This is a genomic window from Novacetimonas hansenii (assembly GCF_014843995.1).
GTDB classification, from domain to species: Bacteria; Pseudomonadota; Alphaproteobacteria; order Acetobacterales; family Acetobacteraceae; genus Novacetimonas; species Novacetimonas hansenii.
On record NZ_CP062147.1, the window covers coordinates 2,036,748 to 2,051,140 of the forward strand.

A 14,393-nucleotide genomic window follows, 5' to 3' on the forward strand; every position below is an offset into this window, starting at 1 on the left:
TGGAGACTGTTTGAAAAGATAAGTCCGATAAAATCTTGAGATAATAAAAGTTTTTGGTGAATCTTTTTCAAAAATCTTCGCCCCCCCCTTTTCGATCAAAAGGCAACTCCAGAAATATTTTTCTATTTTTTATAAAAGGTTTGTTTTCAAACATCCCCTTATGTCCGATGGGTTTGAAATCTCTTTGAATGCCGCAATCCTTGAATTCATAAAAATACGATATTTCGTGAATATTTATAAAATACCTACAATTTTATACTAAGAATTTACCTCATACTGATGACGTAAGACCACCGTCGACCATCAGAATATGTCCATTTACGAAACTTGATGCCTCTGAGGAGAGAAACACTGCCGCCCCGACAAGTTCATCCACCCGTCCCCACCGCCCCGCAGGGGTACGCTGACATAACCATTTCGTAAAATCCTTATCAGCAACAAGATTTTCATTCATTTCGGTCTGAAAATACCCAGGCGCCAGCCCATTGACCTGCAACCCGTGCCGCGCCCAATCTGTGGCCATTCCCTTGGTCAGGTTCTTTACCGCCCCCTTGGTTGCCGTATATGGCGCGATCCCAGGACGTGCGAGTTCACTTTGGACTGAGCAGATATTGACGATCTTACCCTGCTTGCGCGGCAACATATGTTGCGCCACGGCCTGCCCTACGAAAAAGACCGCATTGAGATTGGTCGCAATCAGCGCATCCCAATCCTTACGGCTGAACTGTTCCAGCGGTGCGCGACGCTGGATTCCAGCATTATTGATCAGGATATCAATGGGACCATGATCACGTTCGATCGCCTCAACCCCGGTGATGACGGCATCTTGGTCCGTCACATCGAACCGGGCTGTAACAGCCTCAATCCCGTCCCCATCCAACACCATGCGCGCTGCCTCCAACGGTTCACGCGTGCGACCATTCAACACGATTTTCGCACCGTATTGCCCAAGCCCCCGGGCCAGTGCCAGCCCGATACCACGCGAAGCGCCGGTAACAAGCGCCCGTTTGCCCGCAAGTGAGAAAAGCGTATTATCCCGCATGGTAATTCCTGCTTTCATTATTAAGGTCTCACTACCCTAACAGGATTATCGGTCCTGTGCTGCACACGTCTATGCGCGTGGCACCGGATTTTGTCCTGCATGGCAGCTATCCTGGGGAAAGTTTTTTCGATCCACTTTCATTCAAATAGATCTTTTTCAAAAAATCTACCATACCGTGTACTGTCCCCTCCCCCACAGGCATTCCCTTATCTTGTGATGCACACGCTTGACACCAGCATACAATGCCCTGTCGCAACCCGGCACAGGTACTATGGTCTTCTTGCCACCGCAGACCTGAACGGATACCCCTCTCTCGATTTTCAAACCGATCCGGGGAATGCATTCATTGCTATTGGAAAAGCTGCCGTGACAGACCGCCACCATTCCCCTTCCCTGGTTGGCACGGATGACATGACCATCCTGCGTGAATCCCCCCTGCTGGGGTAGGAATTGTGCAGTTTCCCATCATGATGATCTGACGCGATATAGAGACCTGGCATCTGGCACCAGTTCTGCCCGACTGGAGCCCAACAGCGGGGATCGTTCATGCCGTATTCCCCACATGCCACGGGCGATTCCCTGCTGTGCAAGCTCTACTCGCTTTCCTTACGCATGAGTGCGCTGCCCAGCGGAACCGGGCAAACAAAACTTTTGCCAAGTAGTTTATGGTTGGAGGCTAAAAGGTCGTTTGGAAATACCGCTGTCAAAAACATAAAATTTTTTGATGAATATCTTTATTTTATATTGATTTTTAACAACCACGATTTTTTAATGCCTGTAAAAATCATTCCAAAAACTGGTATAGAATTTACATGTCATTCTTCAATAAGGAATGGAATAATTTATGGAAACACATCATTTCCGGATTTAGCCTGTTCTGATGCAAGCAAGGATATATGATCGGGGGGCTTTGCACGTTGCCTGCAAATCCTGTTCATATGCTATCCTCAAGAGGTCTCAACCATGCCCAAGGTTCTTGTGCTTTATTATTCATCCTATGGTCACATTGAAACAATGGCAAATGCAGTGGCAGACGGTGTCCGCTCCGCAGGGTTGGAAGCCAATGTAAAGCGGGTTCCTGAACTTGTTCCGCCAGAGGTCGCCAGTGCGCATCATTTCAAGGTTGAACAGGATGCCCCCATCGCGACAATTGATGAACTGGCGGATTACGACGCGATCATCCTCGGTGCCCCCACCCGCTTTGGTCGCCTGCCGGCACAGATGGCCAATTTTTGGGACCAGACCGGTGGCCTGTGGTTGCGTGGGGCCCTGATCGGCAAGGTAGGTGCGGTATTCACCTCCACCGCGTCCCAGCATGGTGGGCAGGAAACCACTCTTTATTCGCTGATGTCGAACCTGATCCACCATGGCATGATTATTACTGGCCTTCCCTATAGTTTCCAAGGCCAGCTCAAGCTTGATGAAGTGACCGGCGGTTCTCCTTATGGCGCCACAACGATTGCCGCAGGCGACGGCTCCCGGCAGCCAAGTGCGAATGAACGTGACGGTGCAACATTCCTTGGCCAGCATGTCGCTGAAATCACAAAAAAGCTTGCATAAACGACAGGACGCCCTCTTGCCCAGATAATGGGCCAGAGGGTTGGCGCCTTTCCTGCACAAGAGTTTTCATGCAGTCATGCTACTGGCTCAAACACATTGACTACATACAAGGTCATAAGGGCACGGATCAGTGCGGGAATAATGTTCCTGATCGACCTGAAAACAGACCGTTGCAAGCCGTGGATTCCAGAAAAATCCATGCCTTACGCGTGATTGCAATCATGTATGATTGCACACCACCGCTTGCTTCGGTTTCTGCACGCCCCCCACCAAACTGTTGGTATTATCCAGCAGGAAATCGCCAGTTCAGATGCAAACCTGATTGGGTGAATGATAATGACACAGAAAACTCCCGAGTGAAGAGTCAAGAGAACCGCCTATCTTTGATATAGGGACTATGAGGAAACTTTATTTTTCTTACTGTCGGGCGATAGCATACCCCTATTTATTATATTTTAGAAAATGATTCGTAGTTTCACAGCCATCCATGAAACGGTCTTGTGATATTATGGTTATATATCACCCATCATTACCTGATGACATATACCGGAAATTTCTTCCATTTTTATTTATAATATACATATTTTTTTAAATTTCACAATTTATAAATAAAATATACAAAATAATTTTCATTTTTCCAGATCGGGGAATGAATATAGTGTCCCTGCATGGACTGTGGCAGCCGCCAATGCGATGACAGGAAAAAATAGACTACAGGTTATTGATTTCCTGTGACCCCCGTCAGGGAATAGACTAATTGGTCTTTATGATACCGACCAAGACCAAAAGGTTAACGTCTCCTATATTATTCTGAATTCAAAATAGTTCCTTCCATAGATAAAAAAATAATAACAATCTTGGAACCGTGCGAAAACCGCAGGTCTGTCTGTTAAAAATGGAATGAAATACGTGGTTTTTTGGCGGAATACAGTTCACGCAGTAACAATACTCATAAACTCGTGACCATTTTCACGACTTCGTTTTTTCACGTTCAGTAAAGGTGGGATTAGCCTCCGCATCACCAATACTGGAGGAACATCCATCATGTCCGCTTTCACAGTCCCCCAAACCGCCGGTGGATGGGCGACGCTTGGGCTTGCGATCATTATCACCTTACTGGGCCTGCCACTTGTTTATATGGGTGCGGAACTCGCGTTCCTTGGTGGGTCTTGGTACTACATCATTGTTGGCCTTGCCGTAACGGTGGCAGGCATTCTCATGGCCATGGGCCGGGTTGCTGGGGGTATGCTTTACCTCGCGGCGGTCGCGTTCACGTGGCTGTGGGCATTGTGGGAAGTCGGTTTTGACGGCTGGGGCCTGTTGCCGCGTGTATTCGGCCCCACCCTGCTGGCTATTGGCGTATTGCTAAGCCTGCCGGTCCTGCGTCGTATACAGAACGCGCGTACCCTTAACGTGCGGGAGATTGCATGATGTCTACCCCCCCGATGCTGCGTTCCTTTCTGCTGGGCGCCACAATCATCGCAGGCATGTCCTGTACGGTCGCCCTGGCGCAGGTTCCCCCTGCCGAACAGCCCCCCGGCAAGGACAACGCCACGGTCCCGCCCACGGAACCAGCCCCCTTGGCTGATGCATTTTCCGCACCATCCCCCAACGCGCCGCAGGGGCCGGGCGTCAATGCCGCGAACATTCCAGACGGACCACCTGCCGAGCCCAGCGAAGCCACCCCGATGGTGGAACAGGTCACGGCAAATCCGGCGCATGATGACTGGCCCGGCTATGGCCGTGATGACAGGGCGACCCGTTTTTCCCCGCTTAACCAGATCACGCCACAAAATATCGGCCATCTAAAGCGTGCCTTCATCTATCACACCGGCAGTAAGCCTGGTCCGGGGCAGGTGAACAAATGGGCCGCCGAAACCACCCCCATCAAGGTGGGAGACGGGCTGTACATGTGTTCCGCACTGAATGACATGATGCGCATCGACCCGGCCACAGGCAAGGAAATCTGGCACTTCCATGCCAACGAGAAATATGAAAGCATTCCCTATACGGCGGCATGCAAGGCAGTTGTGTACTACACGTCCTCGACCGTGCCCGAAGGCGAGCATTGCCATCACCGTATCCTTGAAGCCACGCTGGATGAACGCCTGATCGAGGTAGATAGCGAGGATGGCAAAGTGTGTGAAGGGTTTGGCTGGCACGGCATGGTCAACCTGATGAAAGGCATGGGTGAGTCGGTGCCCGGTTTCGTGGCTGAAACTGCGCCGCCGCCCATCGTCAACGGTGCGATCATCACCAATCAGGAAATCCTTGACGGTCAGCGCCGCTGGGCCCCCTCTGGGGTGATCCGTGGATATGATGCCGAAACCGGGCGCTTCCTGTGGGCATGGGATGTCAATCGCCCGCATGAACATGGTGAACCAAAGGAAGGCGAACATTACAGTCGTGGCACCCCCAATTCGTGGGCAGCCATGATCGGCGACAATGCACTGGGGCTGGTTTATGTGCCCACCGGAAATTCGGCGGCCGATTATTACAGCGCCATGCGCAGCCCGGAGGAAAACAAGGTTTCCTCCGCCGTTGTCGCGATCGATGTCAAAACGGGCGAGCCACGCTGGGTGTTCCAGACTGTGCATAAGGACGTATGGGACTACGACATCGGGTCGCAGCCCACGCTGATGGATTTCACCAGACCTGACGGCTCCACGGTCCCGGCATTGATCATGCCCACCAAGCGCGGACAGACCTTTGTACTCGACCGCCGTACAGGTGATCCGGTGCTGCCGGTGGAAGAACGCCCTGCGCCCTCTCCTGGCATGGTCCCGGATGATACGCGTGCCCCCACACAGCCCTGGTCGGTGGGGATGCCACGCCTTGGCTTCGCCCCGCTCAAGGAAACCGATATGTGGGGTATGTCCCCCATTGATCAGCTTTACTGCCGCCTGAAATACCGTCGTGCCCATTATGTGGGTGAATTCACGCCGCCAAGCATCGATAAGCCGTGGCTGGAATATCCAGGCTATAATGGGGGATCCGACTGGGGCAGTGTGGCATATGACGAAAAGAGCGGAATCCTGATCGCCAACTGGAACAATACACCGATGTATGACCAGTTGGTCAGCCGCAAGAAGGCCGATAAGTTGGGCCTGATGCCGGTGGATGACCCCAACTATAAACCCGGTGGCGGTGGGGCAGAGGGCGCAGGCGCCATGGCCGAAACCCCGTATGGTATCGTGGTTTCACCCTTCTGGGATGAATATACCGGCATGATGTGTAATCGCCCGCCCTATGGCATGATTACAGCCATCGACATGCACACCCAAAAATTACTGTGGCAGCGCCCGTTGGGCAGTGCGCGTGCCAACGGACCATTTGGCCTGCCGACGCACCTGCCGCTGAATATCGGGACGCCCAACAATGGTGGACCGGTCATCACAGCCGGTGGCCTGATCTTTGTTGCGGCAACAACCGACAACATGATCCATGCCTTTGATATCCATACAGGTAAGGAAGTGTGGAATGACGTCTTGCCCGGTGGTGGGCAGGCCACACCCATGACGTATGAATATAAAGGCAAGCAGTATGTTGCCATCATGGCGGGTGGACACCACTTCATGATGACACCGGTGACGGATGACCTCGTGGTCTATGCACTGGATAATACGAACTGATCGTCTGGTCTCTTGCAGACACAGCGAAACGGGACCGCACAATGCGGTCCCGTTTTTTTACGACAGGAATATATAATTTATAAAAGATATATATTATAAAAATTTTTTTTGAAATATGAACTCTTCCTGACAGGCTCGTGCGCTCACAGATCAAGAGTCAACGAAGGGGTGCGACTACGTGAACAGCATAGGGCAATGTGACCACCCTGCTCTTCTTGTGTCAGCACCACGTCACGATGATCGCCCACCCCGGCCAGAAGCGGGACGATACATGCACCACACATGCCCTGCTCACATGCCAGATCGATTTCTATCCCCGCAGCCAGCAGGGCGGATGCGATACTCTGTCCTGCCTGGACCCGGATGGTTTGCCCGGATCGGGCCAACACAACCTCAAATGGCTGGTCCATAAGGCTATGGGAGGACTCTGCGGGACGGAAATATTCAGTATGGATCTGCTCTGCGCGCCAGCCCGCAGCAACAGCATGAGAAGAAACGGCATTCATGAACCCATCTGGCCCACACAGCATGATTGCCGTATCGGGTGAAGGCATGTTCAGGCAATCGGGATATCCCTCCCGCAGGCTTCGTCTGAAATGGACATGTTCCTGATACGAACTGTTGCGGAGCATATCTGCAAACGGGGCCTGTTCCGGTTCCCGTGTGTAATAGTGCAATTCCCATTCTGCATTGTTACGCTGAAGGCGCAGCAGCATCGGCAATAGCGGCGTAATGCCGATCCCACCCGCCACAAGCGAATATCGTCGTGCCTCAGGCAACGTGAACGCATTGCGCGGGCTGGATATCTGCAATTCCATGCCGGGGCTGACTTGGGTGCATAATGATGCTGACCCACCACGTGATGTGGCATTGTCATGCTTGATACACACTTCATAAGCAGAAGTATCATCCGCTGAACCACACAGCGAATATTGCCGGATCAGGCCAGACGGCGTCATGATATCCACATGCGCCCCAGGCTCAAACCCTGGCAGGTTTTCATCATCCGCGCGCGCCACCAGACGCAGGCGCACGCACCTGGCCCCTTCTGACGTGACACTTTCAACAAGGACAGGAAACAGGGAAGACATCGCCACAGCTACCTTCACGCCGTGAAAAACTGGCTTAGCCCCATCGTGCGCAGGGCACGGCGATAGGCAATAGAACTGCGGTCCGCCATCACATGGGCCTCCAGCGTGACATCAAGCGGCAGGTTCTCGGGCCTCTGCGCCTCCACCAGGGCACGATCTTCTTCGAAAACCCTCAGGTTGAAATCGTAGACATCCTGCAGCGGCAATTCCTTGTCGAAATTACGACACATCGGTGCAAACATCCGCGTCTTGCGCGCAGATACAGGGGATGCCGCATTCATGATTACAAGGCGCCCATTATCGGGGAAATGGATTTCCAATGTTGCGGTAAATGGTACATGGACCCGGAAATGCCGTAACCATTCAAAACCCGGTCGTCCCCTGTCGGTCACGCCAATGGGGTAATTCCCCACGTTGCTACGGTATTCCGCCTCAAACCCGTCAGGGGTCAGCCTTGTCCTGTATGGGGGCACGACCGGATTTTCCGGGTCGGCAAACGTATCGGTATGGACAAAGGCAAAATGGGCCACGTCAATAAACCCCTCGACCTGCCGTCCGGCAAAACCGGCGATATCGATCCAAGGACAGTTGATCTGCTGATAGGAAGGATCGTCCCAGTGTGGCATGGGCGGGATTTCCGGCACTTCGCCTTCCGGCCGCAGGCATGTCCAGATCAGACCATAACGTTCGGCCACAGGATAGGTACGCAGGTTCAGCTTCGACGGAATGGCACTGTCGGGGTGCGCCGGCACCCTTACACACCGCCCCTGCGCACCAAAACGGAAACCATGATACGCGCACGCCACCGTCTGGCCATCCCCTTTCCCCATGCTGAGTGGAACGCCCCGATGGGGACACAGGTCATCGGCAATCACAATATCACCTTCCCCCGCACGATAGATAACCAGTGGGGCATCCAGCAATGTCATGGACAGCGGCTGCGCCCCCAGATCCCGCACAAGGGCCACCGGATACCAGCATCTGGCAAGGATATTCCAGTCATCCACATCGAACGTCATGTTCCGTGGCAGGATATTGGCAGGGCTGTTGGGCGGGCATGGGCGGGTGGTCGTGGTCACGGCGGGTCCTCCTGAAGGGTCGCCGGACTGTGTCCAGCGGATCTGGAGAAAGATCATTTCACAACCAATGTGATCTCGGATATATCATAATTGATCATTTCCCATTCTCAAAATAAGCACACATGCAACCGTTCTCCCGCTTCCTTGTCTATTTCCTGGCGGTTGCGCGCCATAAATCCATACGTAAGGCGGCAGAAGAACTCCGCATCGCCGGCTCCGCCATCAACCGGCATATCCTGTTGGGGGAAAAACAGCTCCAGACGCCACTTTTTGAACGCCTGCCCAGCGGCATGCGCCTGACGGCGGCAGGAGAGCTGCTGTACGGATGTGCCAGACGATGGGGAAAGGATCTTGACGACCTCAACCGCCAGATAGATGACCTGAAGGGCATACGGCGTGGACAGGTTGACCTGCTGGCGCCAGAGGCGCTGTCACGCACCTTCCTGCCCGAACTGGTTAACCGCATGAAACACAGCCATCCAGGCGTGATTCTGGACATGAACATCCGCGACAACAGACAGATCTGTCCGACCCTGCTGTCTGGCGAAGGGGATCTCGCCCTTGTGCTGGACCCTGAAGAAACACGCGACCTTGTCATAATTCGACGCATGTCCTTTCCCCTTGGCTTTGCCTGTCGGCCCGATCACGCACTGGCACGACATGGCGCCGTCACACTGGCGCAATGCGCAACCTATCCCATGATTGCGCCGGAACAGCCGCTGGCACTGGCCGCCATGTTCACATGCCTTATGGAGGCAGGCCGGATCGTTCCGGCTGTGGCCGCCCGGGCAAACAATGTGCAGATGATCATTTCCCTTGTCACCACAGGTATCGGGATCTGTTTTCTGAGTTCCCTTGACGTGATGTCCGAAGTGGCACGCGGGGATCTGGCCTTTGTACCGCTTGTCGGCACCGACATGCCGCACCTGACGCTGGCCCTGGTACATGACCGCACCCGGCAGCTCTCACGTCTTACACATCTGGTCGGCACTCTCATGGGGGATATCATGGCCCGGCATGCGATCTGAACCCGCCCACAAAAAAGACGACTGGTCTAATTTTTTGTGGACAGGGCATATATCCTCTTTTATATAAGCTGACATGAAGATCGCAGAGAAACATCGCGCTGCCCGGCAGCACATATTGCAGGCAGCAAGACCGCTGATCGGCCAGCGTGGTTTCTCGGCCGTCGGCCTGGCGCAGATCCTTGATGTCGCGGACATTCCCAAGGGGTCATTTTATCATTACTTTGAATCAAAGGAAGCCTTTGGCGAAGAACTCCTGCGGACCTATGTGGAAGAATACCTGATCAGGATAGACGATATCCTCAGGAACCGCGACGGCAATGCCGCACAGCGGATTACCCGATACTGTCAGTTCTGGCGTGATACCCATATCGACGGACAGGTCGGGAACAAATGCCTGATTGTAAAACTGGCGGCAGAAGTGTCTGACCTGTCCGAACGTATGCGTGCCATCCTTGAAATTGGTACTGCCACCGTTATCGAGCGGATCAGCACGGTCATCGCCATCGGGCAGGAAGAAGGCTCCATCGGCAGCACGCAACCTGCCGGAATGCTGGCGTCATCGTTGTACCAGCTTTGGCTGGGATCAACGCTGATGGTCAAGATCACACACAGTTCCCCGCCTTTTGACCATGCGTGGCAGGCCAGCAGGCAACTTCTGGAAATCTGATCCTGGTGCATGGGGCAAAAGGTCCTGCAACAGGATTTTAATAGATGACCGGTCTACTAAATACGACCGGTCTAATAGGTGCATGATGCAGAATTTCGAATTCTATAACCCAACACGTGTCCTGTTCGGCAAAGGCATGATTGGCCGTCTGGATGATCAGTTGTCACCCCAGGCCCGTGTCCTCGTCCTGTATGGCGGTTCAAGCGCCGAGCGCAGCGGGACGCTTGCCGAGGTACGCGCCGCCCTCGGTGGCCGGACCTTTCGGGAATTCGGTGGCATCGAGGCCAATCCCACCTATGAAACCCTGATGAAGGCCGTAACCATGGTGCGTGAAGAAAGGCTCGACTTCCTGCTTGCCGTGGGTGGGGGCTCTGTCATGGATGGGACCAAGTTCGTCGCTGCCGCTGTCCCATATGAAGGCGAGGCATGGGACATCCTGACCAGCCAAGGCACAGCCGCGACCAAGGCCCTGCCACTGGGCACGGTGGTCACCCTGCCTGCCACGGGGTCTGAAATGAACTGCATGAGCGTGATTTCACGGCAGTCCACTGGGGATAAGCTCCTGTTTTCCAATCCCCTGGTCTACCCACGCTTTTCCGTGCTTGACCCGACACGCACCATGAGCCTGCCGATGAAGCAGGTTATCAACGGTGTTGTGGACTCCTTCGTCCATGTGATGGAACAGTACATGACCTATCCTGTGGACGGAATGGCGCAGGATCGCTTTTCCGAAGGGCTGCTCTCCAGCCTTGTGGAAATCGGGCCACGTATCATGGCGGCACCCGATAATTATGACCTGCGCTCCAACCTCATGTGGGTGGCGACACTGGCCCTTAATGGCCTGATCGGCGCAGGGGTGCCACACGATTGGAGCACGCATATGATCGGCCACGAAATCACGGCAAAATACCACATTGACCACGCCCGGACGCTGGCCATGGTATTTCCTGCTCTGCTGAAGGTGCGTCGCGAGGAAAAGCGTGCCAAACTGCTTCAGTATGCAGTACGGGTATGGAACCTGACCGATGGAACGGAAGATGAGCGGATCAATGCGGTTATCCGCAAGACGGAGGAATTCTTTGAAAACCTTGGTGTGCCGACCCGCCTGTCCGCCTATGACATCGGTGCGCAAGGCATTACCGACCTGGTGCAGCAGTTGGAGGACCACGGCATGACCCATCTGGGTGAAAACGGCGATATTACCCTTGACGTCAGCCGTCAGATACTCGAAGCCGCCGCCTGACCTGTTGGCAGGGACCATCGGGATACAGTCCGGCATCACATGCCGGACGCAACGAATTGACAGATACGAGGACTGAAAATGGCTTACGCAACAACCAATCCCTATACCAACGAGGTCGTCGCGACCTTCCCCGACGCCACAGATGCCGAAGTGCAGGCCGCCCTGTCGGAAGCACATGCCGCATTTGAATCCTGGCGCAACACCTCATTTGCCGAACGCGCAAAGGTCATGAACGCTGCCGCCGCCATCCTGCGTCGCGACATTGACAAATATGCCCGCCTTGGCACGCTGGAGATGGGCAAGCTGTTTGAAGAGGCCAAGAAGGAAGTCATCCTTTCGGCGGAAATCTTTGAATATTATGCAAAATATGCCGAAGAACTGCTGAAGCCCGAGATACTGCCCGTTGCCGATCCCGCCGAAGGCAAGGCCGTCCTGGTCCATGAACCGCTGGGCATTGTGCTGGCGATCGAGCCTTGGAACTTTCCCTTCTATCAGGTCGTGCGTATCATTGCGCCGCAGCTTTCGGCCGGGAATGCCGTCCTGCTCAAGCATGCGTCCAACCTGCCGCAGTGTGCGGCGGCATTCGACACGCTGATGGTCGAAGCCGGCCTGCCCAAGGGCCTGTTCCGCAACCTGTACGCGGCACGTCCCCATACCGCCATGATCCTGAACGATCCACGCGTATGCGGTGTTGCCCTGACGGGGTCAGAAGGTGCAGGCACAGTCATCGCAGGGATTGCGGGCAAGGCACTGAAGAAGGCGACCATGGAACTCGGCGGGGCAGACGCCTTTGTGGTACTTGACGATGCCGACGTGGAAAAGGCCGCCCACTGGGCCGTTATCGGTCGTCACTGGAACGCTGGACAGGTCTGCGTTTCAGCCAAACGCCTGATCGTGGCCGACGCAATTTATGACCAGTTCCTTGCACTTTACAAGGAAGGCGTTGCAGCCCTGAAGGCGGGCGACCCGATGGACCCTGCCACCACGCTTGCGCCCCTGTCCTCTCAGGCCGCAGCAGATGACCTGCGCGATCAGGTGACGCGGGCGATGGATCACGGTGCGAAGGTCGAAGTCATCGGGGCACCGGTGCCTGAAAAGGGCGCATTTTTCCAACCGCTGCTCATGTCGAACCTTGATGAAAAGAATGCCGCCCGTCATTGGGAATTCTTTGGTCCCGTCACCCAGATTTACCGGGCAAAGGACGATGCCGATGCCATCCGCATCGCCAATGACTCTCCTTACGGGCTGGGCGGATCGGTCTTTACCCGTGACGAAGCCCGTGGAACGCGGGTGGCCCACGCCATCCGTACCGGCATGGTGTTCATCAATCATCCTCTCGTGCCCAAGGCAGACCTGCCATTTGGCGGTATCGCCCGCTCTGGTTATGGACGTGAACTCGTCGGATTGGGCATCAAGGAGTTTGTCAACCACAAGCTGATCAACATTGTGGACATTGACGCCCCCTTCTGATGCGCATGGCCGGTCATTGCGTCGGCATTGCAAAAAATCGGACCTCCCGCGGCAATTGCCGCGGGAGGTTTTTTTGGGGGGGGCACCAGATATTGTCTTTTGAAAACGCCCCACCTTGCAAAGGTTTGGAAAAACCTTACCCAAGATTGCTTCGTCATTCACAGCCATGACAGACAGGTTGAATGCGCGCTTATGCCGGGGTGTGCACCAGTTTTTTGTTAATGAATTCCTCGATACCCAGTGAGGACAATTCACGACCATAACCGGAATTCTTGACCCCGCCGAACGGAAGCCCCGGAGCCGTCCACGTCGAACGGTTGATAAAAACCATTCCCGTTTCAATCTGGGCGGCCACATGCCTGCCGCGTTCTATATCCGTCGTAATGACAGAACCACCAAGCCCATAGGGGGAGTCATTGGCAAGATCAATTGCGGCCTGTTCATCAGGTACGCGAAAAATCATGGCTACCGGTGCAAAAAATTCCTGATGAAAGGCCGGATTATCCTTGTTGATGTTTTCCAGGATTGTGGGCTGTATGAAATAGCCCGAACGCGCGATACGCTTGCCACCAGTAACAATGCGGGCTCCATGCGCGACTGCGCTTTCAATCTGCCCCAGCACAAGTTTCAACGCGCTTTCACTGCAAAGCGGCCCGAGTGTCGTCTTTTCATCCATGGGATCACCAGCCACCAGCTTTTCAAGCTCTGCCTTGAAACGGGCAGTAAAGGTGTCCGCAACCTTTTCATGAACGATGAAACGCTTGGCCGCGACACAGCACTGCCCCGTATTGTTCATCCGGCCCCATACCGCCCATTTGATCGCGATATCAAGGTCTGCATCATCCAATACGATGAAAGCATCGCTTCCGCCAAGTTCCATCGTGTTCTTTTTCAATGCGCTACCTGCTTCGGCGGCAACGGCCTTGCCCGCACGCTCGCTTCCGGTCAGGGCAACGCCACGCACATGCGGGTCCGCCACAACTGTTGCCGATTGCTCATTGGTGATAAAGACATTGGAATAGGCCCCGGCGGGTGCACCAGCATCGGCTAGAAGGTCTTCAAACATGACAGCACATTGCGGCACGCCAGGCGCATGTTTCACGATCAGCACATTCCCCGCCATCAGGTTTGGCCCGACAACGCGCGCAAGCTGATAATAAGGGAAATTCCACGGTTCAATACAAAAGATGATGCCAATCGGCTGATTCAGGATCGTCGCCTCGCCATCATCAACCTGCAAGTTGACGGGAGCCAGGAATTTTTCAGCATTATCGGCATAATAATCAAGGATATCCGCGCTAAGATCCACTTCCGCCTGGGCTTCACGGAACAGCTTGCCCATTTCCACGGTAATGGGGGTTGCGAACGCATCGCGATTATGCCGCATGAGTTCCGCAGCCCGGTGCAGAACGGCGCTGCGCTCTGCATAGCTCTTCTTGCGCCAGATATTAGTATATGTTGCATCAGCATTTGTGATAATATTTGCAAGCTGCGCATCCGAATGTAAATCGAATTCCTTGAGAATTTCTTCCGTATACGGATTTATTGTCTGGTAAAGCATGGTTATACCGTGACCTCCGG

Annotated in this window: 13 protein-coding genes; 9 read left to right on the forward strand and 4 right to left on the reverse strand. The window is 54.2% G+C overall.

Features of this window, described 5'->3' with window-relative positions; all coding sequences use genetic code 11:
* Window positions 1–271: 271 nt before the first annotated feature.
* Window positions 272–1,042, reverse strand: coding sequence for an SDR family oxidoreductase (locus IFJ82_RS08825; RefSeq protein ID WP_192263935.1), 771 nt, complete (start codon window positions 1,040–1,042; stop codon window positions 272–274).
* Between the two features lie 213 nt (window positions 1,043–1,255).
* Here IFJ82_RS08825 and IFJ82_RS08830 point away from each other — a divergent pair, with 213 nt between their 5' ends.
* From IFJ82_RS08830 to IFJ82_RS08850, 5 genes are all read left to right on the forward strand, one after another.
* Window positions 1,256–1,489, forward strand: a complete 234-nt coding sequence (locus IFJ82_RS08830) for a hypothetical protein (protein ID WP_148424781.1) — start codon at window positions 1,256–1,258, stop codon at window positions 1,487–1,489.
* 99 nt (window positions 1,490–1,588) lie between these two features.
* The gene (locus tag IFJ82_RS08835; RefSeq protein ID WP_192263938.1) at window positions 1,589–1,942 is read left to right on the forward strand and encodes a hypothetical protein; all 354 of its coding nucleotides are present in this window, start codon (window positions 1,589–1,591) and stop codon (window positions 1,940–1,942) included.
* Window positions 1,943–2,005: 63 nt separating this feature from the next.
* A complete protein-coding gene (wrbA, locus tag IFJ82_RS08840; protein WP_062808962.1) occupies window positions 2,006–2,602 on the forward strand; it encodes an NAD(P)H:quinone oxidoreductase in 597 nt (198 codons plus the stop codon).
* A gap of 1,044 nt (window positions 2,603–3,646) precedes the next feature.
* Window positions 3,647–4,033 carry a hypothetical protein gene (locus IFJ82_RS08845; protein ID WP_062808960.1) on the forward strand — a complete coding sequence of 129 codons (387 nt, stop codon included), beginning with the start codon at window positions 3,647–3,649 and terminating at the stop codon, window positions 4,031–4,033.
* A 14-nt stretch (window positions 4,034–4,047) separates the two neighbouring features.
* Complete coding sequence (locus tag IFJ82_RS08850) at window positions 4,048–6,234, forward strand: pyrroloquinoline quinone-dependent dehydrogenase (RefSeq protein WP_062808959.1); 2,187 nt, start codon at window positions 4,048–4,050, stop codon at window positions 6,232–6,234.
* Window positions 6,235–6,377: 143 nt separating this feature from the next.
* Here IFJ82_RS08850 and IFJ82_RS08855 read toward each other — a convergent pair whose 3' ends face one another.
* Window positions 6,378–7,325, reverse strand: a complete 948-nt coding sequence (locus IFJ82_RS08855; protein ID WP_192263941.1) for a PDR/VanB family oxidoreductase — start codon at window positions 7,323–7,325, stop codon at window positions 6,378–6,380.
* A gap of 14 nt (window positions 7,326–7,339) precedes the next feature.
* Complete coding sequence (locus IFJ82_RS08860; protein ID WP_062809888.1) at window positions 7,340–8,344, reverse strand: aromatic ring-hydroxylating dioxygenase subunit alpha; 1,005 nt, start codon at window positions 8,342–8,344, stop codon at window positions 7,340–7,342.
* Window positions 8,345–8,526: 182 nt separating this feature from the next.
* Between IFJ82_RS08860 and IFJ82_RS08865 the strand changes: the two genes are divergently transcribed.
* From IFJ82_RS08865 to IFJ82_RS08880, 4 genes are all read left to right on the forward strand, one after another.
* Complete coding sequence (locus IFJ82_RS08865) at window positions 8,527–9,432, forward strand: LysR family transcriptional regulator (protein ID WP_003619689.1); 906 nt, start codon at window positions 8,527–8,529, stop codon at window positions 9,430–9,432.
* 73 nt (window positions 9,433–9,505) lie between these two features.
* Window positions 9,506–10,099: a TetR/AcrR family transcriptional regulator gene (locus IFJ82_RS08870; protein ID WP_192263944.1), complete on the forward strand. Its 594-nt coding sequence runs from the start codon at window positions 9,506–9,508 to the stop codon at window positions 10,097–10,099.
* 85 nt (window positions 10,100–10,184) lie between these two features.
* Complete coding sequence (locus tag IFJ82_RS08875) at window positions 10,185–11,342, forward strand: iron-containing alcohol dehydrogenase (RefSeq protein ID WP_192266442.1); 1,158 nt, start codon at window positions 10,185–10,187, stop codon at window positions 11,340–11,342.
* Between the two features lie 78 nt (window positions 11,343–11,420).
* Entirely contained in the window at window positions 11,421–12,812 is a 1,392-nt protein-coding gene (locus tag IFJ82_RS08880; protein ID WP_003619685.1) for an NAD-dependent succinate-semialdehyde dehydrogenase, read from the forward strand.
* A 190-nt stretch (window positions 12,813–13,002) separates the two neighbouring features.
* On the opposite strand, the gene IFJ82_RS08885 is transcribed toward IFJ82_RS08880, so the two are convergent.
* A complete protein-coding gene (locus IFJ82_RS08885) occupies window positions 13,003–14,373 on the reverse strand; it encodes an NAD-dependent succinate-semialdehyde dehydrogenase (protein ID WP_192263947.1) in 1,371 nt (456 codons plus the stop codon).
* Window positions 14,374–14,393 lie beyond the last annotated feature (20 nt).